The sequence below is a fragment of the Burkholderia sp. RS01 genome (assembly GCF_039748055.1).
GTDB lineage: Bacteria > Actinomycetota > Actinomycetes > Actinomycetales > Micrococcaceae > Arthrobacter.
The window spans coordinates 1-20,246 of record NZ_JBDLAK010000019.1 but is presented as its reverse complement, the minus strand read 5'-3'; the positions used below and the strand labels follow the sequence as shown (position 1 = coordinate 20,246).

General features: G+C 66.4%; 15 protein-coding genes and 2 pseudogenes. 9 read left to right on the top strand and 8 right to left on the bottom strand.

From position 1 onward, the window contains the following. Window positions 1-7: 7 nt before the first annotated feature. The 4 genes from ABFP37_RS16735 to ABFP37_RS16720 all read right to left on the bottom strand — a co-directional run bounded on the left by ABFP37_RS16735 (window position 8) and on the right by ABFP37_RS16720 (window position 5,881). Window positions 8-2,515 carry an FAD-dependent oxidoreductase gene (locus ABFP37_RS16735; protein ID WP_347034235.1) on the bottom strand — a complete coding sequence of 836 codons (2,508 nt, stop codon included), beginning with the start codon at window positions 2,513-2,515 and terminating at the stop codon, window positions 8-10. Window positions 2,516-2,536: 21 nt separating this feature from the next. Further along, window positions 2,537-3,433, bottom strand: coding sequence for a formyltetrahydrofolate deformylase (gene purU / locus ABFP37_RS16730; protein WP_347034294.1), 897 nt, complete (start codon window positions 3,431-3,433; stop codon window positions 2,537-2,539). Window positions 3,434-3,549: 116 nt separating this feature from the next. Next, the gene (locus ABFP37_RS16725; protein WP_347034234.1) at window positions 3,550-5,496 is read right to left on the bottom strand and encodes a BCCT family transporter; all 1,947 of its coding nucleotides are present in this window, start codon (window positions 5,494-5,496) and stop codon (window positions 3,550-3,552) included. A 34-nt stretch (window positions 5,497-5,530) separates the two neighbouring features. Then, on the bottom strand, window positions 5,531-5,881 hold the full coding sequence (locus ABFP37_RS16720; protein WP_347034233.1) for a bifunctional 3-phenylpropionate/cinnamic acid dioxygenase ferredoxin subunit: 351 nt from the start codon (window positions 5,879-5,881) through the stop codon (window positions 5,531-5,533). A 242-nt stretch (window positions 5,882-6,123) separates the two neighbouring features. On the opposite strand from ABFP37_RS16720, the gene ABFP37_RS16715 reads away from it, so the two are divergent. The 6 genes and pseudogenes from ABFP37_RS16715 (at window position 6,124) to ABFP37_RS16690 (ending at window position 12,131) form a co-directional block, all read left to right on the top strand. Then, the gene (locus ABFP37_RS16715; RefSeq protein ID WP_347034232.1) at window positions 6,124-7,359 is read left to right on the top strand and encodes an FAD-dependent oxidoreductase; all 1,236 of its coding nucleotides are present in this window, start codon (window positions 6,124-6,126) and stop codon (window positions 7,357-7,359) included. 74 nt (window positions 7,360-7,433) lie between these two features. Next, window positions 7,434-8,570: an aromatic ring-hydroxylating dioxygenase subunit alpha gene (locus tag ABFP37_RS16710; RefSeq protein WP_347034231.1), complete on the top strand. Its 1,137-nt coding sequence runs from the start codon at window positions 7,434-7,436 to the stop codon at window positions 8,568-8,570. Between the two features lie 220 nt (window positions 8,571-8,790). Then, a complete protein-coding gene (locus ABFP37_RS16705; RefSeq protein ID WP_347034230.1) occupies window positions 8,791-9,261 on the top strand; it encodes an MFS transporter in 471 nt (156 codons plus the stop codon). Then, window positions 9,258-9,698: a hypothetical protein gene (locus tag ABFP37_RS16700; RefSeq protein ID WP_347034229.1), complete on the top strand. Its 441-nt coding sequence runs from the start codon at window positions 9,258-9,260 to the stop codon at window positions 9,696-9,698. The genes ABFP37_RS16705 and ABFP37_RS16700 overlap by 4 nt, the downstream gene beginning before the upstream one ends. A gap of 139 nt (window positions 9,699-9,837) precedes the next feature. Further along, window positions 9,838-10,755 (top strand): annotated as a pseudogene (locus ABFP37_RS16695) (IS481 family transposase); the annotation flags it as partial. A gap of 296 nt (window positions 10,756-11,051) precedes the next feature. Continuing rightward, a pseudogene (locus tag ABFP37_RS16690) lies at window positions 11,052-12,131 on the top strand (IS110 family transposase). 399 nt (window positions 12,132-12,530) lie between these two features. Here ABFP37_RS16690 and ABFP37_RS16685 read toward each other — a convergent pair. From ABFP37_RS16685 to ABFP37_RS16675, 3 genes are all read right to left on the bottom strand, one after another. Further along, window positions 12,531-13,652 carry an IS110 family transposase gene (locus ABFP37_RS16685; RefSeq protein WP_347034228.1) on the bottom strand — a complete coding sequence of 374 codons (1,122 nt, stop codon included), beginning with the start codon at window positions 13,650-13,652 and terminating at the stop codon, window positions 12,531-12,533. A gap of 281 nt (window positions 13,653-13,933) precedes the next feature. Beyond that, window positions 13,934-14,743 carry an IclR family transcriptional regulator gene (locus ABFP37_RS16680; RefSeq protein WP_078027081.1) on the bottom strand — a complete coding sequence of 270 codons (810 nt, stop codon included), beginning with the start codon at window positions 14,741-14,743 and terminating at the stop codon, window positions 13,934-13,936. Between the two features lie 153 nt (window positions 14,744-14,896). Then, window positions 14,897-15,469 (bottom strand): GNAT family N-acetyltransferase, encoded by a 573-nt coding sequence (locus ABFP37_RS16675; protein WP_347034227.1) that lies wholly within the window; start codon window positions 15,467-15,469, stop codon window positions 14,897-14,899. Between the two features lie 126 nt (window positions 15,470-15,595). Between ABFP37_RS16675 and ABFP37_RS16670 the strand changes: the two genes are divergently transcribed. Next, window positions 15,596-17,389, top strand: a complete 1,794-nt coding sequence (locus ABFP37_RS16670) for a DUF222 domain-containing protein (protein ID WP_347034226.1) — start codon at window positions 15,596-15,598, stop codon at window positions 17,387-17,389. Here the strand turns inward: ABFP37_RS16670 and ABFP37_RS16665 are convergent. Beyond that, window positions 17,283-18,668, bottom strand: coding sequence for a LuxR C-terminal-related transcriptional regulator (locus tag ABFP37_RS16665; protein WP_347034225.1), 1,386 nt, complete (start codon window positions 18,666-18,668; stop codon window positions 17,283-17,285). The two genes, ABFP37_RS16670 and ABFP37_RS16665, sit on opposite strands and share 107 nt — an antisense overlap. A gap of 133 nt (window positions 18,669-18,801) precedes the next feature. On the opposite strand from ABFP37_RS16665, the gene hxlB reads away from it, so the two are divergent. Together hxlB and hxlA are read left to right on the top strand one after the other, a co-directional pair. After that, on the top strand, window positions 18,802-19,404 hold the full coding sequence (hxlB, locus tag ABFP37_RS16660) for a 6-phospho-3-hexuloisomerase (RefSeq protein ID WP_078027085.1): 603 nt from the start codon (window positions 18,802-18,804) through the stop codon (window positions 19,402-19,404). Between the two features lie 79 nt (window positions 19,405-19,483). Continuing rightward, window positions 19,484-20,107 carry a 3-hexulose-6-phosphate synthase gene (gene hxlA, locus ABFP37_RS16655; RefSeq protein ID WP_347034224.1) on the top strand — a complete coding sequence of 208 codons (624 nt, stop codon included), beginning with the start codon at window positions 19,484-19,486 and terminating at the stop codon, window positions 20,105-20,107. Window positions 20,108-20,246: the final 139 nt, after the last annotated feature.

Sequence of the window (20,246 nt, the reverse complement as noted above, 5' to 3'; positions counted from 1 at the left end):
GAGCGCGTCAGCCGCGCAGCCGCTCCATGCCGGGATCAAAGAGGGGCTCGGCCGTGACGGTCGCCGCGATGCGCTCGCCGAAGTACTCGATCTCCACGGAGTCGCCGATCCCGACGCAGGCCGGCAGCCAGACGTAGGCGATCGGTTTGCGCACCGAATAGCCGTAGGCGGCGCTCGTGACGTAACCAGCCGCCTGGCCGTTGACGTACACGGGTTCCTTGCCGAGGACCATGGAGGTGCCGTTATCGACAGTCAGGCACCGCAGGGCCCGGCTGGCGGGCTGCTCCTTGCGGACGGCCAGTGCCTCGCAGCCCACGAAGCCTTCCTTGTCCTTGGCGATGGAGAACCCCAGCCCTGACTCGTAGGGGTGGTGCTGGGAGGTCATGTCCGTCCCCCACAGCCGGTAGCCCTTCTCGAGCCGCATGCTGTTGAACGCGCCGCGGCCGACAGCGATGATGCCGTGTTCCTGCCCGGCCTCAAACAACAGGTCCCAGAGCTTCAGCCCGTACTCCGCCGTGGTGTAGAGCTCCCAGCCGAGCTCGCCCACGTAGGAGAGCCGCATGGCCGTGACGGGGATGCCGCCCACTGAAATCTCCTTGGTGCGGAAGTATTTCAGGCCGTCATTGCTGAGGTCGTCCCCGCTGACCTTGCCGATCACTTCACGGGCCAGCGGCCCCCACAGCCCGATGCAGCACGTGCTGCCGGTGATGTCCGTGACGTGCACCCACTGGGCGGGGTCCGCGGCCGACTGCTTCCCGGCCTCGACGCGCAGGTAGTCGAAGTCCACGTTGCTGTTCACGCCCAGCTGGAACTGTTCCTCCGCGAGGCGGGCGACGGTCACGTCGCTGCGGATGCCGCCGTCGTGTTCCAGCAGGAGGCAGTACGTCACCGCGCCCGGCTTCTTGGCGATGTTGCCGGTGCTGAGCCGGTGCAGCAGGCCCTGGGCGCCGGGGCCGTTGACGGCAAGCCGCTTCAGCGGCGTCATGTCGTAAAGCCCGACGGCGGTGCGCGTCCTCCACGCCTCGGCCGCCGAGATGGGGGAGGAGAACATCGCGGACCACGCGTCCCGCTCCGGCGCCTGCCATTCCGCGGGCAGCTCTTCGAGCAGGCCGGCGTTGGCCTCGAACCAGTGCGGGCGCTCCCAGCCAGCTGACTCCAGGAAGAACGCGCCGAGCTCCTTCTGCCGGACGTTGAAGGGGCTGACGCGCAGGTCCCGCGGGGATTCCTTCGGCTGGAGCGGGTGCAGGACGTCGTAGATCTCCACGAAGTTCTGCTGGGAAGTTTCGCTGACGTACTGGTCGCTGGTCTGGACCTTCTCGAAGCGCGTCAGCTCGCAGCCGTGCAGGTCGGTGCGGGACCGGCCCTCGATGATCAGTTCGGCCATGGCCCGGGCGACGCCTGCGGAGTGGGTGACCCAGACGGCCTCGGCGACAAAGAAGCCCTCGACGTCGGGGGACTCGCCCATGAGCGGGCCGCCGTCCGGGGTGAACGAGAAGATGCCGTTGAAGCCGTCCTCGATCTGCGCCCCGCGAAGTGCCGGGAGCAGGTCCTTGCTGTCCTCCCAGGAGGGCAGGAAATCGTCCAGGGTGAAGTCCAGCCGGGAGGGCATGTGGTGATCGGTCATCTCGTCGGCGCCGACGCGGGGGAGCTCCGCCATGTCCACCGGCATGGGGCGGTGCGCGTAGCTGCCGATGCCGATGCGGTCGCCGTGCTCGCGGTAGTACAGGTCCTTGTCCTGGTAGCGCAGGATTGGAAGGCGGGCGCCGTTGGGAAGCTCGTTGCGGCCCTTCAGCTCCGCCAGCGCCGTGGTCTTCACATACTGGTGGGCCAGCGGCAACAGCGGCACCTTCATGCCCACCATCTTGCCGAGCTCGCGGCCCCAGAACCCGGCGCAGGACACCACGATGTCGGCCGGGATCACGCCGTCGGCCGTTTCGACTCCGGTGACCTTTCCGCCGGTCTGCTCGATGCCTGTCACGGTGGTGGAGCCGAGGTAGGTCACACCTGCTTCGCGGGTGCGGCTGATCAGCAGCTGGACGGCGCGGGCGGCGGAGGCCAGGCCGTCGGTGGGGACGTAGAGGCCGCCGAGGACTTCGCGGCCGTCTCCGAGGGCGCCGGAGTTGAGCAGCGGGTAGTGCTTTTCACACTCGTCGGGGTCGATGATGCGGCCTTCGATGCCCCAGGACGTGGCGTAGCCCAGCTTGCGCTTGAGGTCCTGCAGCCGCGTCTCGGTGGTGGCCAGCTCGAGCCCGCCCAGCTGGTTGAAGCAGGACACTCCGTCGGCGCTGAGGGAGAGCAGCTTGTCCACCGTGTAGCTGGCGAACTCGGTCATGGTCTTGGACGGGTTGGTTTGGAAGACCAGGCCGGGCGCGTGCGACGTGGACCCGCCGGCGAGCTCGAGCGGGCCCTGCTCGACGACGGTGATGTTGTCCCAGCCGCGGCTGGAAAGTTCGTCCGCGAGGTTGGTGCCGACGATGCCGGCGCCGATGATGACGACGCGTGGTGATGCGCTCATAAATGGTTCTCCTGGTTCGCGTTAGCGGAATACGACGGTGCGGGTGTTGTTGAGCAGGACGCGGTGCTGGCAATGCCACTTCACGGCCCGGGACAGGGCCTGCGATTCGGCATCGCGGCCGACCGTCACCAGGGCGTCCGCATCAAGGCTGTGGTCCACCCGGAAGACTTCCTGCTCGATGATGGGGCCCTCGTCCAGCTCCGGGGTGACGTAGTGCGCCGTGGCCCCGACGAGTTTCACGCCGCGGTCGTATGCCTGGTGGTACGGCTTGGCGCCCTTGAAGCCGGGCAGGAAGGAATGGTGGATGTTGATGGCCCGGCCGCGCAGGCTGGTGCACAGATCGTTGGAGAGCACCTGCATGTAGCGGGCCAGGACCACGAGGTCGGCATCGTATTCGGCGATGAGCTCCAGCAGACGGGCCTCCGCCTCGGGCTTGGTGGCGGCCGTGACGGGCACGTGGATGAAGGGCAGCCCGGCACCTTCGGCCATCGCGCGCAGCTCCTCGTGGTTGGAAACCACGACGGCGATCTCCGCACCCAGGCTGCCGGCGCGCCAGCGGAAAATCAGGTCGTTCAGGCAATGGCCGAACTTCGAGACCATGACCAGCAGCCGCTGGGGCCGACCGTCATGGAAGGTGAAATTCATGCCGAACTCCCCGGCCGTCGCCGCGAATTCGGCGGTGAGGCTTTCTGCCGTGACGGCTGCCCGGTGGTTGAGCTCGTCGAAACCGGGTTCGGCGCCTCCTCCCGTGAAGGCCGTCCGCAGGTAGAGGTTGCCGCTGACGTGGTCGTCGAACTGCTGGTGCTCCACGATGTCGAAGCCGCGGTCGGCCAGGAAGGCGGTGACAGCCCGGACGATGCCCGGCCGCTCGGGGCAGGCCAGGGTCAGGACGAATTCCGCCGTCCGGGCCTCGGACACCGAACGCGCGGCCGCGCCAGGGGCCTCGGCCCTTGCGGTTGCAGCGGCCGTAGTTGCAGCGCCGGCGGGGCGGCTTTCAAGAACTGTGGTCACGGTTGTCTCCTTGGTGGTGGCGACTAGTTGGTGGCGAGGGCGTCGGTGGCGTCGCTGGTCTTGGTGTCTCTGGACGTGGTGTCACCCGGGCAGCGCGTGCCCTCGGCACAGCGTCCGTCGCATTCATGCCTGGTCACGAGATCGAACTGGACGCCGCCGTGCTGTTCCACTCCGGTGCGGATGGCGCGTTCGACCACCGTGGTGGCGAGCCGCTGCCGCAGCGCCAGCGGATCGCGGCGCAGGTCGCGGGCCAGAGCGAGGCAGAGCAGGAGCATCACCACCACGAAGGGCAGGGCGGCCACGATCGTGATCCGCTGCAGGCCGGACAACGCTTCGGACGGTTCGTCTCCGCCGGCAAGGAGCATAACGGCTGCCACTCCGCCGGTCAGCAGGCCCCAGAAGATCACCAGCCCGCGGCGGGGTTCGCTGGCTCCGTTGGAACTCAGGGAGGCCATGATGATGGAGGCTGAGTCTGCTCCGGTGATGAAGAAGATTGCCACCAGGACCATGGCCAGGACGATGACCGCGGCGGTGGCCCAGGCAGGCATGTTCAGGTTCTTGATCAGGTCGAAAAGGGCGCCGTCGAACGAGATGGAGGGTGCGCCGTCGACCATTTTGACGAGGCCGTCGGCGGGGTTCTCCGTCTTGTCGGCCTGCTGCTGGATGCCGAAGGCAGTGCCGCCGAAGATGCCGAACCAGATCACGCTGACAAGGCTGGGAACCAGCAGGACTCCGGTGACGAACTGCCGGATGGTACGGCCCCGGCTGATACGGGCGATGAACATCCCAACGAACGGTGTCCAGGACAGCCACCAGGCCCAGTAGAAGATGGTCCAGCTGGACATCCAGCTCCGCAGCGCCTCGTCTCCCACGGCCTCGGTCCGGGAAGACATTTCCGCCAGGTCCCTGGCATAGTCCCCCACGGCGGCCGGGATCAGGTTCAGGATGAAGAGCGTGGGCCCGGCCACGAACACGATGAGGGCCAGGACAACGGCCAGGACCATGTTGATGTTGGACAGCCACTGGATGCCGCGGCTGATGCCGGAGACCGCGGAGGCCACGAAACAGGACGTCAGGATTGCGACGATGACCACGAGCACGGGTGTGCCGATTTCCCCCACCCAGCCGTTGGACGTCAGGCCGCTGCCGATCTGGAGGGCGCCCAGGCCCAGCGAGGCAGCGGTGCCGAACAGCGTGGCGAAAATAGCCAGGATATTAATGAACTTGCCCACCGGGCCTTCAACCATCCTGATGCCAAAGAGCGAGGTGAAGGCCGCGGAGATGAGCTGCTTGCGGCCCAGTCGGTAGGTGCCGTAGGCCATGGCGATGCCAACCACTGCATACATGGCCCAGGGGTGCAGGGTCCAGTGGAAGATAGAGGTGGCCATGGCGGTCTGGATGGCCGCGGGGGTCCGTCCGTCCACGGTTCCGGGCGGCGGCGAGACGTAGTGGTAGAGGGGTTCGGCCACGCCGTAGAACATGAGCCCGATGCCCATGCCGGCGGCAAACATCATGGCTACCCAGGAGATGGTGCGGAATTCGGGCTTTTCGCCGTCTTTGCCCAGCGGGATGTTGCCGAACTTGCCGAGGGCCAGCCACAGGACAAAGACAACGAAGAGCGACGCCAGGACCATGAAGAGCCAGCCGGTGTACTCCATGACCCAGTCGAGGACGCTTTGCGATGTGGCAGCGAGGCTGTCCCGTCCGAAGAAGCCCCACAAGACGAAGGCGACGGCGCATGCGCCCGTGATCCCGAAGGTGGCCTTGTCGAGTGTGAGTTTGCGGTTCCGGCGTTCCGTTACGGCCCGCTCGGTCTTGGTCTGGCGCAGCTCCTGCAGGAGCTGCTCACAGTCCTCCGTGTCCAGGACTGCTGCGGGCGGGAGGGGTGCGGGCGGGGTGGGATCGAGGGCAGCAATGTCACTGTCCGAGTCGGTGTCGCTGTCTATGCCGATGTCACTGTTCAATGCCATGAGGGAGTCCTTTGTTCGGATTCATGGGCTGGTGCTAGACGTGGCCGTCCACTGTCAGGCCAGGGGGGAGGTTGGGAACCTCGTCGGATTCGGTGATCATGATGTCGCCGTCGATCACTGAGACTTCGTGGGAGCGGACCGGCAGCTTGGCCGGCGGGGCGTCAACGCTTCCCGTGCGCAGGTTGAACCGGGAGGCGTGCAGCGGGCATTCGACCCAGCAGTCCTCCACCCAGCCGTCGGCCAGGGAGGCGTCCTGGTGCGTGCATGTGTCGTCGATGGCAAAGAGTTCGCCCTCTTCGGTGTGGAAGACGGCGATGGGCGGCGACGTATTCAGCCGCAGCGCTTCCCCGGGTGCCAGTTCGCTGAGCGGGCATGCCTTGTGCATGGAGGGACCTCTTCTTCGTTCGGGGATCCTGCGCAACTGCCGGGCGTTGTTCCGCAGGGATCAACAGCAATCGCAATAAGCAACAGAGTGGGGTAGCTCACAGGGGATGTCAAGACTTTTCTGCTCTATTGCGCGGCCCGGCCCTGCCGGCAGGAAGACCCTTGACACTGCCCGTGGCATAGATCACTCTGTTGCATATAGCGATTGTTGTTGCGTAAGAAGCAATTGAAAGGGGGCGTCGAGTGCAGACGCTTGCGATTGTGGGAGCCTCCCTGGCCGGTCTTTCGGCCGCACGGGCTGCCCGCGCCCAAGGCTTCACCGGACGGCTGGTCATCATTGGCGATGAGCCGCACCGTCCGTACGACCGGCCGCCGCTGTCGAAGGACTTCCTGCTCGGGGCGATCACCGCCGAGGACCTCTTCCTGGAGGCCGACGCCGACGAGCTGCAGGCGGAGTGGGTGCTCAGTGCCGAGGCCGTCTTCCTGGATGCGTCCTCGCGGACGGTCCGTTTAAAGGATGGCCGCACTGTCCAGGCCGACGGCATCGTCATCGCCACCGGGGCCCGGGCCCGGCAACTGCCCACCCTGGCCGGGCTGAGCAACGTGTTCACACTGCGCACGCTCGCCGACGCGCAGAGCCTCGCCCCCGAGCTGGTGCCCGGAAGCAGGATGGCCGTCATCGGCGCCGGCTTCATCGGTGCCGAGGTCGCCTCGGCCGCGGCGTCCCGCGGCATGGAGGTCACCATGATCGACACCAAACCGGTGCCCTTTGCCGCCCAGCTGGGAGCGGAGATGGGTGCGGCCGTGGCAGGGCTGCACGCCGCCAACGGCGTGGAACTTGTCTCTTCCGCAACAATTTCGGATTTCTACAGCGGCGAAGGCAATGTCACGGGGCTACGGCTGGGCTGCGGACGCTACGTGCCTGCCGACGTCGTGGTGGTGGGCATCGGCGCCGAGCCCAACACCGGCTGGCTGGCCGGATCGGGAATTGAGCTCGACGGCGGAGTCCTGTGCGACGCCATGGGCCGCACCAATATTCCGGGCATCGTCGCCGTGGGGGACTGCGCGGCATGGTTCGACGACGCCGTGGGGACCCACCGCCGGATCGAACACTGGACCGGGGCCCTCGAGCGCGCCGCCGTCGCCGTCCAGGCACTGCTCGACGAGGACGCCCCGCAGCAGCCGGTGAAGCCGCCCTATTTCTGGTCCGACCAGCACGGCGTCAAGCTGCAGTTCGCCGGGCACTCTGCAGGCTACGACCGCCTGGAGATCGAGGCCGGTGACCCCCTGACGCACAGCTTCCTGGCCGTGTATTACCGCGAAGGCGCGCCGGTGGCCGTGCTGGGAATGAACCAGCCGCGGGTGTTCACCAAATGGCGTCGCGGCCTGGCTGCGCCCGGCCGGCCGCCCGGGCCGCCCGGCGGGCAGGCTGCCTGCTCGGACGCATCGGCACTGGTGGGCGCCGCCGTCGTGTCCTGAAGGCCTGTACCTGAAAACCCGTCCCTACAATTCTGGCTTTGTTGTTTTGATCTGTTGTTCGTTAGGAGGACAAATTGTCTGTTGAGGTTAGTGCCCCGAGTCTGATTCCCACCCTGCCCGGTTACACCTATGTGGATGAGGCCGTGTTCCGGGCCGAGCAGGAGCGGATCTTCGAGCAGATGTGGTTCTGCGCCGTGCGGTCCGCGGACCTGGACAAGGCGGGCGCCTGGCAGACCGTCCAGATCGGGCGGGAGAGCGTGCTGATCAGCCGCACCCGCAAGGGCCAAATCCGCGCCTTCTACAATGTCTGCCGGCACCGCGGCGTCAAGCTGTGCATGGAAGAGAAGGGCGAAGCTGCCCGCTCCTTCCAGTGCCCGTACCACGCCTGGACGTACGACTTCGAGGGCAAGCTCATCGCGGCGCCCAACCTGACCAAAATGCCGGACATCGACCGGGACGAGTACGGCCTGGTGAAGGTCCACATCCGCGAGTACCTCGGGTACGTGTGGGTGTGCCTGGCCGACGAGCCGCCGTCGTTCGAAGAGGAAGTCATGGGAGCCATCGAGGAGCGGCTCGGCGACCTGCGCGCGATCGAAGGCTACGACGTCGCCAACCTCAGCCTGGGCCGCCGGATCCGGTATGACGTGAAGGCGAACTGGAAGCTCATCATCGAGAACTTCATGGAGTGCTACCACTGCGCCACCATCCACCCCGAGCTCACCGAGGTCCTTCCCGAGTTTGCCGACGGCCTGGCCGCACAGTACTTCGTGGGACACGGCGCGGAGTTCGGCGAGGACATCAAGGGCTTCACCGTCGACGGCTCGGAGGGGCTCGACCTGATCCCCGGCGTGGGCGAGGACCAGGACCGCCGCTACTACGCCATCACCATCAAGCCCACGGTGTTCGTGAACCTGGTTCCGGACCACGTCATCATCCACCGCATGTTCCCCATGGCCGCGGACCACACGATCGTTGAGTGCGACTGGCTGTACCTGCCCTCCGTGGTGGAGTCCGGCAAGGACGTCACCGCCTCCGTCGAGCTGTTCCACCGCGTGAACCAGCAGGACTTCGACGCGTGCGAGCGATGCCAGCCGGCCATGGGCTCGAAGGTCTACGCCAAGGGCGGCGTGCTGGTGCCGAGCGAGCACCACATCGGCGCCTTCCACGACTGGGTCCAGGAGAAGGTGGGGGACATCAAGCCGGTTGGTTAAGGTCCAGTGGCGGCTTCGCCGGGCAACGGCCCTTCGCCGTCGCTTAGACACAACCGAAAGGCGTCACTGCGGTCGCTGCGCGACCTCGGCGACGCGTTCGGTCGCGATGCGCTCCTACGCGAAGGACCGCAGCCCGGCTTGAGGGCCAGTTTCCGTTGAGCACCACTGATTGAGCCTGTCGAAATCCCGGTTTCGGCGGGCTCGATCCCTTTTAAGAAGAGTGGACGTCGGCATCGGCGGCGCCTTGGTGGCTGTCTCCTTCGGACCGAGCGTGATTGCGGCGCCGATCGCGGGTGCCGCCCTGGACCGTTCCCGCCGACCCGGAGTCCTGATTGCGACCGCCGGCCTTCTGACCGCCGTCGCCTTCGCCATTGCCTCCTTCCTCGGCCAGGTTCCGCTGCCGGTGGTCTTCGCTTTCCTAGCCACTGCCGGTGCGGCTTCTCCGTTCTATATGGGCGGACTCGCAAGCTTCGTGGCGGACGAGATCCCGGACCCGCGGCGGGCGTTTGCGTACGATGCGCTCTCATACAACATCTCGGCCGTCGCGGGACCCGCGCTCGTCGCCCTCATGGTGACTTTCCTGCCGGCAGGGACTGCGCTTTGGCTGCTGTCTGCTGCCGCGCTCCTGGGCGCCCAGTTGCACTCCCGATCGAGCGGATCGGTTCGCCCAGCCAAGGGGCCCTCCTGGTGACGGCGTTCGCTGTGGGCAGCCTGCTCGGTGCCCTGTGCGAGACGGCCCGGCCCACACGCGCCCGACGGCACGCCGTCATGATGCTGGGCTTCCTGGCCACCGGACTGCTGACCATCGTGGCCGCTTTCGACTTCGGCACTGCCTGGACGGTGGCGGCTATCGGTCTGTCCGGGGTGTTCACTGCCTCCACCTCGGCGGCAATGCTCTTCCTCCGCAACCATCTGAGCCCGCCCCACCTCAGATCGCAGATCTTCACCGTGGGCGCGGGCTTCCGGGCAAGCGCGTTCGCAATCGGTGCGGCATTGGCCGGTTCCGTGACCGGTCTCGGCGGAGGACTGGCCGTGGCAGGGATAGGCCTGATCTGGGTCCTCTCGGGCGTGCTGATGACCGGCTACCCGGCACCAAGACCGAAGCCGGGACCGAAGGATGCCCGCTAGGCCGGTACTAGCTGTACTGCCCAGGGACGTTGGTTGGGTGAATGTGATGACTCGCTGGAGTCGTTGACTCATGGGTGAGGACCTCCGGTTGCACAGTGGAGTTGCTTAGACAACCGCTGAGGCGACCAGGAGGTCCTCAATGTCCCACGCTAATGCCGCTTTGACTCCACGCCAACGGTTACGCCTCGCGCGTCTCGTCGTTGATCACGCCTGGCCGGTGTCCCGGGCTGCCGAACAGTTCAATTACTCCTGGCCCACGGCCAAACGGTGGGCTGAACGGTATGCCGCGATGGGCGAAGCGGGCATGCCTGACAGATCCTCGCGCCCGCACCGGGTGGTGAACCGGACCCCGCCGCAACTGGTCCGCAAGGTCGTGCACCTGCGGTGGAAGCAGCGGCTGGGGCCGGTCGCGATCGGCGCGAAGCTGTCCATGCCCGCCTCCACGGTCCACGCGGTTCTGGTGCGGTGCCGGCTGAACCGGTTGCATCACGTGGACAAACGCACCGGGGAAGTCATCCGACGCTACGAACACGACACACCTGGGGCGATGATCCATGTCGACGTGAAAAAACTCGGCAACATCCCCGACGGCGGCGGCTGGCGCTACGTCGGACGGCAGGACGGCAAGCGGAACCGGATAGGGACCTCTGACAAGCCGCGCAACAGGCATCACAATCCTTTGATCGGCACCGCCTACGTGCACACGGTCATCGATGACCATTCCCGGGTCGCCTACGCCGAGATTCACGGCGACGAAACAGCGGTCACCGCTGTGGGAGTGCTGCGACGGGCCGTGTCCTGGTTCGCCGCCCGCGGCGTCACCGTCGAGCGGGTCCTGTCTGATAACGGCTCAGCCTACAAATCCCATCTCTGGCGGGACACCTGCCGGGAGCTGAACGTCAAGGCCAAGAAGACCCGCCCCTACCGTCCGCAGACCAACGGCAAGATCGAAGGGTTCCACCGCACTCTGGCCGACGGCTGGGCATTCCAGCACTTTTACGCCACAGAATCAGCCCGCAGAAACGCCCTCCCGGCATGGCTGCACCATTACAATCACTGTGAGTCTTGATCATGGCTGGTCCGGGACCGGCTGGCAGGATGGCTACTGGCCCGCCCGCCCCGAAGATGTGGCTCATACAATCATTGACATTGCTTGTCTTGCTGTGGACTTGTCCGTCTTTGGGGTAGGTGGCCGGCACCATTCCGGCCCACCTCGGTAGCTTGATCAGAAGATTGTCCGCCCCCTAGGCGGGGCGTGACTCATCACAGTGCTGTTCCGATGTGACTCCTACCCGGGCTGGTACCGGCCGTTGACGGCCGTTGACCCATGTCCATCACTCTTGGAGAGGTGTCATGACCGCTATGTCAATCGTCGCTCATACCCACCCGTTTGTCGTGGGTGTCGACACACACGCCCGCAACCATGTCTGCGCGATCCTCGCAGCCACCACCGGCGCGCTACTGGAAAGCCCGTACATTTCCTACTAATGCGGCCGGTATCAACCGTGCAATCAATTGGGTAGCCCACAGCACCGGCGCGGATGCTGACACCCTCTGGATCATCGAAGGTGCCGCAACTTACGGGGCCATCCTGGCCGGCGCAGTAGCTTCCCATGGTTATCCGGTCGCTGAGGCACCACGCATGGATGCCAAGAACCGCCGCGGGGTGGGTAAAACCGACGTCCTGGACGCCCACCAGATCGCGGCCGCAACATTGCCATTACCCGTGCAGAAGCTGCGCCGCCCCCGGCTCAATGAGGGAATCCGCCAAGCAGTGCGGATCTTGACCACCGCCCGTGGGGCCATGAGCGCCGACCGCACAAGGTCGATCAACGCACTCAACGCCCTAGTCCGCAGCAACAAACTTGGGATCGACGCCCGCAGATCCCTTACCGCCTCCCAGATCTCGGACATCTCTCGGTGGCGGCCCCGGGAGGAAGAACTCTCCCTCTCCCTCGCTCGGGCCGAGGCCATTCGCTTGGCTAAACACATCCTCGAGTTGGACGAGCAGCTCATAGCCAATGAGAAACAGGTGGACGAGCTGGTCAGGTCAGCGAGGCCGCGCCGCTGCTGGACGAGAAAGGGTTCGGGGCGATCAGCGCCGCGAAGTGTCTGACCGCGTCGTCACACGAAGGAAGGGTTCGTAACGAGGCGGCTTTCGCCTCATTGGCTGGCGTCAATCCCATACCGGCCTCGTCCGGTAACACCGTCAGGTATCGGCTGAACCGGGGTGGCGATAGGGCGCTGAACAGTGCACTTCACATGGTCGCGGTGACGAGGATGACCTATGACGCCCAAACGCGTGAGTATGTGAGCAAACGTCGCGCTGAAGGTCGTACGGATAAGGAAATCCGCCGCTGCATCAAGCGCTACCTGGCCCGGCGAATCTATCGGACGCTCAATGCCTCATCCGCAGCGAAGAACACGGCTTGACAGACTGTGAGTCCACAGGCCCCACACCGCAATCGGAGTCCACCCGCCCATCAGCCGCTTAACCAACCTGCCTGGGCAGTACAACTGATATGTAGGTCTCGTTTGTCAAGGGCATGAGGAAGCGGTCCTCGGGCTGGGTTGCCTGGGACCGCTTCCTTTTTTGTGGCCCGGGAAGAGGCGTTGGTGTGTGGCCAGCGTGTCGTTGGCGACACCGCGGTCAGACTGATATGCGCGGGTTGGTTACCGCAGGACGAAGTGTTCGGCTGGAGGTTACCGCTGGTCTAGCAATGACGGGCGTGGCCGGGTTCTGGTTGCCCATAGGTGTATCGCGGGTTTACTCCACGCGCTGCAAGGAACCACTTCCAACTGGGTTTCCCCGGGGGGGCTTTCTGGCTCTGATCAGTGCACGGTAGCTATCGATCTTGGGGAGCGGGCTGCCGGAGGTGTGCCGGCGGCCAGGGACCAGCACCAGCCGGAGAGTTCGCGGGCGATGGCGACATTGGCGATGACGGGACGCTTGCGGCGTTCGAGGTAGCCGATCCAGCGTTCGTGCAGGCGCCGGTTCCCGGCATGACCCCGGGTTCTGGCCTCCGAGGTCGCTTCTTCCCAGCGGGATCGCATCAGCCGGGACGGGTTGTTGTAGGGTCTGCGGTGGTGCCATGCGGCCTCGACCAGCAGCCGGCGGGCGTGGCTGTTGCCGGTTTTGGTGATGGAGCCCAGGGACCGGGATGCCCCCGAGGAATGTTCTGTCGGGACCAGGCCCAGGTAAGCGCCGATCGTGGAGCCGGTGAACCGCTCCCAGTCGCCGATCTCCACGGCCAGTCCAAATGCGGTCAGCGTCGAGATGCCGCGCAGGCACTGCAATGCCCGGACAACCGGGGTGTATTCGCTTCCATATGCCATCGCGGTGATCGCTTGATCGAGGCGGTCACGGCGGTCCGAGATCTCATGCATCGCCTCCAGAGAGGACTCGTAGGTCAGCTGCCGGGCCGGAGCGTCGAAACGCTGGCGGGCCAGCCAGAGTTCATGGGTGCCGGTCCAGGCCTGCCCGCCCGAATACACGATGCCTTGGCGCAACAGGAGTTTGGAGATCCGGTGCCGGGAACGCATGAGGTCTCCCCGGACGTCTTCGCGTGAGCGGACCAGATCCCGCGCTGCTTCCTGGTCCGCTGAGGGAATTCTTACTCCGGTGACCTCACCCAGCTTCAGCAGCCGGGCCAAATGCAGCGCATCCTTCGCATCGGTCTTTACCCGGTCCCCAGACGGGCGCTGGAGCTTCGACGGCGCTGCGACGACCGTGCCGATCCCGGCGGCGAGCAGGAACCTGGCCAGGCCGAAACCCGTCGGACCCGCCTCGTAAACGACTCGAACCGGCGATGGCAGGGAGAGGATCCAGGCAAGAATCTCACCATGATCCGGAGTCATCCGGTGCAGGATGATCTCACCGGTCTGCGCATCCAATGCGCATGCGACAACGGTGCGGGCATGGACATCCAAGCCGACGCTTGTACGCTCGAACATAGCTGGAACCTCCAAATTTCAAATGTGGCTCTACCTGTCCGCCAAGTGTGGCAGGCAACCCACGCCTTGCTTTGAAGAGGAGGTTCCAGCCCCCTGGACCACACTTCCTGGTCCTTCTGACAGAGGCCATCAGCGCCGGGGATAGAATCCGGAGCGCCCCCTGTCCCCGGGACATTACAAGCTCCATTAAGCTGGGCGGTCCGGATCCGCCCCGGCGACAATGGGCCTTCAGAAGGACCAGGAGCCCCTTCGGACGCCAGCCTCCTCCTGCCTCATATCGTCTAGCGCCGGGTGTAGCCCATGTTCGCGCTGATCCGGAGGCCTGCCTGTTTGAGCGCCTCGAGGAGTCCCGGCGCCGCCTCGGGATCAAAGCGGAAGGCCGGGCCGGAAATGCTGACCGCGCCGATCACCGCCCCAACATGGTTGTACACCGGCACTGACATCGAGTTGAGCCCGATTTCGAACTCTTCCCGGACCACGCCGTAGCCGTTGCGGGCGACGTCGAGAAGCTGGTTTTCGAGCTTGGCCCGGTTGGTGATGGTCCGGGGAGTCCGGGCCGGGAGCCCCGTCTCCTTCAGGATGCGGTCGCGGTCGTCCGCGGACAAGGCTGCGAGCAGGACTTTTCCGCTGGACGTGGCGTGAAGCGGCGTCAGGCTGCCCACCCAGTCGTAGGTGGCCAGCGTTGACGGTCCCATGGCCTGGTCCACATTAACGGCGTAATTGGAGCGCAGAACGGCGAGGTTGACGGTCTCCTTGAATTCCTCGGCCAGGCTTTCCAGCACGGGCCGGGCCTCGCGGACCAGGCTGAGTCGGCCGGGGATGGAGCTTGCCAGCCGCAGGATGCCGAACCCCAGTTGGTATTTTCCCCGTTCGCTGTTCTGGTGGACCATTTCCCGGCTGACCAGGGAGCCCAGCAGGCGGGAAACCGTGGACTTGTGGATGCCCATCTCCTCGGCAATTTCGCTCACGCCCGCATGGCCGTCCCGGGCAAGTATTTCCAGGACTGCGAGCGCCCGGTCTACGGACTGGACACCTCCGTGCTGCCCACCCTCAGCATCGATATCAGATTCAGGGTCACTGTTCGAAGCCATGATCCATACTCTCAAGTAGTTTCTGCGGCTTTTGCTTACCCGCCACAAGGCCGCCTGTAGCGTCCTCTCGGTTAGTTCGACCATTCCGATCCTAGTCCCGGAGGTGTGACGGAGCTGACATTGCGTTAAGCGGGTTAACGCAGCGCCTGCGAATCAGCGCAGGTCACGGCGCATGAGCACGCGGGGGAAGCCATTGATCACTGAGTCAGTGTCGGCAGCCCAGGCGAACCCGGCCTGTTCGAAGAGTTTGCGGGTGCCAACGTAGGCCATGGTGAGGTCAACGCGTTGGCCGCGGTTGTCCACGGGGTAGCCTTCGATGGCGGGCGCACCGTGCTGCCGGGCGAAATCGATGGCACCCTGCAGCAGCTGATGGGAGATTCCCTCGCGGCGATGTCCAGGCCGCACCCGAATGCACCACACGGACCACACGTCGAGGTCGTCCACGTGCGGAATCCTGCGGTTGCGGGCAAAGCTGGTGTCGGCGCGCGGATGGACGGCCGCCCAGCCCACCACTTCATCCTCGTCGTATGCGAGCACCCCCGGCGGCGGCGCCTGCCCCACGAGTTGCTCCACCAGTTCCCCTCGCTCCGGGCCGTGTAGCTGCACGTTCTGATTGGAGGGGATGCGGTAGCTCAGGCACCAGCACACGGTCGCATCGGGCCGCTTGGGTCCGAGCATCGTTTTCACGTCCTCGAACTGCGTCGCCGGACGAATCTCGATCGCCATGCCGCCACCCTGTCACCGGCCTGCCGGTCCTGCAAGGGGCAGTTCGCGGGCAGCGGTTGAAACCGCACTACGCCCGCTGTGTCGCGACGGCCCTAGAATGTCAGACCCCCTTGGAAGACTGTGTCTATGAACAACATTCGGGAGTCGGAGTTGAGACTGGTAGCCCCGCCACCAGGCGGCGCTCTTCCCGGTGCCGCTTTTCCGGACGACGGGTTTTCATTCGACGCGTTCCCGGATGACAGCTATCCATATGACTCTGACCCGAACATCGTGTTTTCAGACCCCACCTTTCCAGAGGACCCTTTCCCCGACGCCGCATTTTCGGGCCCTGCGTTTCCCGAGGCCGCGTTTGCCGATGACGCCGCCTCGAACACCTATGCGTCCAGCTCCGCTGGGTCCTGTGCCAGTGTTCAAGACCTGATTGCTGCGGCGGGTTCGCTGCAGCTCAGCCCGGACAGCGCCGGGCTGATCGAGCAGCTGGCTGGCTTGGAGGTCCTGAAGTGCGTGGGCGCCGGCCTGCAGGCAAGGATTGCCGTGGCCTTTGATGCCGCCCAGCGGCGGGAGCAGGCCACGGCCGGGGTCCCCGTCGCGGAACGGGGCCAGGGCGTGGCCGCGCAGATCGCCCTCGCCCGCCGGGAATCGCCCAGCCGCGGCAGCCGCCTGCTTGGCCTCGCCAAGGCCCTCGTGACCGAGATGCCGCACACCCTGGCCGCCCTGGACAGCGGGCAGCTCAACGAATGGCGTGCCACCGTGATCGTCAAGGAGACAGCATGCCTGTCCGCGGCCGACCGGTGCGCCGTCGACGACGAACTCGCTCCCGACACAGGGACCTTCGCCGGGGTCGGGGACCGCGCCATCACCGCGGCGGTTAGGGCCGCGTCCTACCGCCGGGACCCCCGCTCCGTCACCCAACGGGCCGGTCGCGCCGCTGAGGAGCGGTGTGTCAGCCTTCGCCCGGCACCGGACACCATGACCTACCTGACAGCCCTGCTGCCCGTCGCGCAGGGCGTCGCCGTGCATGCCGCGCTCAGCCGGCACGCCGACACCCTTCGCTCCGAAGGGGATGACCGGACACGTGGACAGGTCATGGCCGACGCCCTGGTTGAACGTACTACGGGCACCCCCGGGGGAATCTCGGGCGTGGAGATCCAGCTCGTCATGACCGACCGCACCCTCTTCCAAGGCGATGGCGAGCCGGCCCGGCTACCCGGGTACGGCACCGTCCCGGCCGGCTGGGCCCGCCACCTGCTTACCCGGGCGCAGGGCCGGAAGGAGGACGATCACGAGCTCAGGACCTGGCTTCGCCGGCTGTACACCGCACCCGGGACCGGCGACCTCGTCGCCATGGATTCACGGGCACGACTGTTCCCAGCCGGGCTGCGGCGCTTCATCGAGGCCCGTGATGACACCTGCCGCACCCCGTACTGTGACGCACCCATCCGCCATCACGACCACGTCGTACCGTGGCACAAGGGCGGAACCACCAGTCTCGGAAACGCGGCCGGGCTGTGCGAGGCCTGCAATCACACCAAAGAACTCCCCGGATGGAAAGCCCAACCCGCGCCCGGCCCCCGGCACGCCATCGAACTCCGCACCCCGACCGGCCAAAACTACCGTTCCACGGCACCTCCCTTGCCCGGGTCCAGACAACCTGAACAGCCAGCCCCACCCGCGCAACCGACCAAGCCACAGCGGGGGTATCGCCGCCGCAGGAGCGGGTCGCCGGCGCGACGGAGCGTTGCGCCCCCAGAGCCAAAGCCGGAAAGCAAGCGTGAGCACAGTTCTTATCTGCCCACGCCAGCCAGGGGCACGCTTAGCGCAGGCCGTTGCTGTGGGCGAGCGCAATGGCCTCTGTCCGGGACGAGGCCCCGATCTTGCGGAAGATGTTCCGGAGATGGAACTTCACCGTGTTCTCGCTGATGTGCAGCTTCCCCGCTATGGCGCGGTTGCGCTGCCCGGCGGAGAGCAGCTGGAGCACCTCCAGTTCCCTCTCGCCGAGCTTCCACTCCGAGACATCGGCCAGCTGGCGCGCGGGCGGATCGAGGGGGAGGTCGACGGCGACATCGGCGCCCCAGCCCGGCATCACCTCGATCGAAATGCGGCCGTCCAGGGCTTCCACGCGCTGGACCAGGCGCGCGATATTGGGTGCTTCCGCGGACAGCTCGCCGAGGCCGTCGTCGCGGACGTTGATGAGGAGGTTCTCGCCGTCGCAGTCCCACTGGGTCCGGATGCGGCGGACCTTCGGCTGGTCCACCATGGCGAGCACCACGCCCCGGACGATGGCCCGCGCGGCGTGGGCCACCTCTCCGGGCAGGGCTCGGCCGTTGACGGGCGGTTCGATGAACTGGACGTCGATCCCGCTGAAATTCATGAGCGGCCGGAGGTCGTCCCGCAGGCGCTGGAAGGCCGTGCTGACCGGTTCTTCCACCAGGTCGGTGGTGCGGTCGTTGAGCGTGCGCAGGCCCACGAGTGCTTTGGCGGCAACGTCGGTGGCGGACTTCCGCGCCGCGTCGTCCTTCAAGGCCGGCGACCGCAGCGCGGCGAGGAGGGTCTCGAGCGTGGTGGAGTGGCGGTCGACGAGCTCGGCCGTCACCCGTACCCGCTCGGCCGACGCCGCGCGGGATTCAATGAGGTACGACGGCGGCGCATCGGCCACCTTTTCCCTGATGCGCTCCGCCGTGAGATGCCACAGGTAGCGGAGCACCCACTGCGCTTCCGCCTGGTCCGCGGGATCCGGCAGGGGCTGCGGATGGGCGAGGACCAGCAGCGCATTGCTGGGCGAGGACAACGCGAGGACCGGCCGTTCCTCGCCGCCCAGCACGGCCTCCCCCTCCCACAGTTCGACGCCGGAACCCTCGAAGCCGGAGCTGTTGCCGCCGGGCAGCGACGGGCCAGCCGGAGACGGGCCAACTAGCGATGCCCGGATGTGGTCCAGTTCGGCGATGGACACCCGGCTGATGATGGCTTCGGCGCCGGCTTTCTTCTGCGGCCGGCCGGTGCAGTCCTCGGTGAAGATCACCAGGGCGCTGCTGTCCAGGTAGGGGACGAGCGCCGCCCTCAGGCGCCGGGCGATGTCGGCCAGCGGTGCCGCGGACAGGGCGGCGACATCCTCCAGCAGAGGCCGGGCCGCCTGCATCAACTCGGGATGGGGCGGCCGCGGAGCGGAGGTTGCAGGCGCGGTTTCGACAGGTCGGGTCACCCGCCCAGTTTACGGAGTTCGAGCGGGTTGCCCACCCTTTCGGGTAGTACGAACCGTCCGATGATGGCGTATTGCCTGCCCTTCGGGCAGGTCAGGATGAAGAGGTAACCACTTCTGAAGGAGGTACGCGCCGATGAGCGTCATCGCAGAAACTGATCCGGCCGCCCTGGCCGGCACGTCCCGGGCCTTTAGCCGGAACCTACTTCTCATCCAGGACGAGATCGCAGAGGCCGCCGGCCGCGTGGATCCGGAACAGGTTGCTGGACTGGCGTCCGAACTCCGGCTGGCCGGCAGGATTTTCGTGACGGGCGCAGGCCGCAGCGGCCTGGTGCTGAAGATGGCGGCCATGCGGCTAATGCACCTTGGCCTGACGGTGCACGTGGTCGGGGAGACCACGGCCCCGGCCATCCGTTCCGGCGACCTGTTGCTCGCCGCCTCCGGATCCGGCACTACGGCAAGCGTGGTCAAGGCCGCGGAAACCGCGGCCGCCCAAGGCGCCCGGGTTGCCGCCTACACCACCAACGCCGGTTCCCCGCTCGCGGAGCTGGCCTCCGCCGTCGTACTGATTCCGGCGGCGCAGAAGACGGACCACCGTTCCGGAGTGTCCCGCCAATATTCGGGCAGCCTCTTCGAGCAGGCGCTGTTCGCCGTCACCGAGGCCGTCTTCCACGGCCTCTGGGACGAGGACGCCGCCGCCCCCGAGGAACTCTGGCTTCGCCACGCGAACCTCGAATAGCCCCCTCATTTCATCCCCGTCACCACCAAGAACCACGAACCAACCAACAAACCAAAAAACCCAGGAAAGAGACCCCCACATGAAACTGCAAGTCGCCATGGATGTCCTCACCGTCGAAGCCGCCCTCGATCTCGCCGGGAAGGTGGCCGAATACGTTGACATCATCGAACTCGGGACGCCGCTGGTGAAGAACGCAGGGTTGGCCGCCGTGACCGCCGTCAAGACCGCGCACCCGGACAAGATCGTGTTCGCCGACATGAAGACCATGGACGCCGGCGAGCTCGAGGCCGACATCGCCTTCAACGCCGGGGCGGACCTCGTGTCCGTCCTGGGCAGCGCCGACGACTCCACCATTGCCGGCGCAGTAAAGGCCGCCAGGGCCCACAACAAGGGCGTCGTGGTGGACCTGATCGGAGTCCGGGACAAGGTGGCCCGCGCCAAGGAAGCACGCGCCCTCGGCGCCAAGTTCATCGAATTCCACGCGGGCTTGGACGAGCAGGCCAAGCCCGGCTACAACCTCAACGTGCTCCTCAGCGCCGGCGAGGAAGCCCGGGTTCCCTTCTCGGTGGCCGGCGGAGTGAACATCTCCACCATTGAAGCGGTGCAGCGCGCCGGCGCGGACGTCGCCGTCGTCGGCGGCTCCATCTACAGCGCAGACGACCCCGCCGTTGCTGCGAAGGAGCTGCGCGCGGCAATCATCTAACAGGCGCTCCGGCGCCTGCGGGAACTCCCGGGAAACGCCGACGGCGGCCCGCCCCCACCCGGGGGGGGCGCCGGGGCCGGGCAGCCCCCCGCGGGCGCGCCGAGGCCGTGCCCGGGGGGCGGGGGGGGGGCCCACCTGG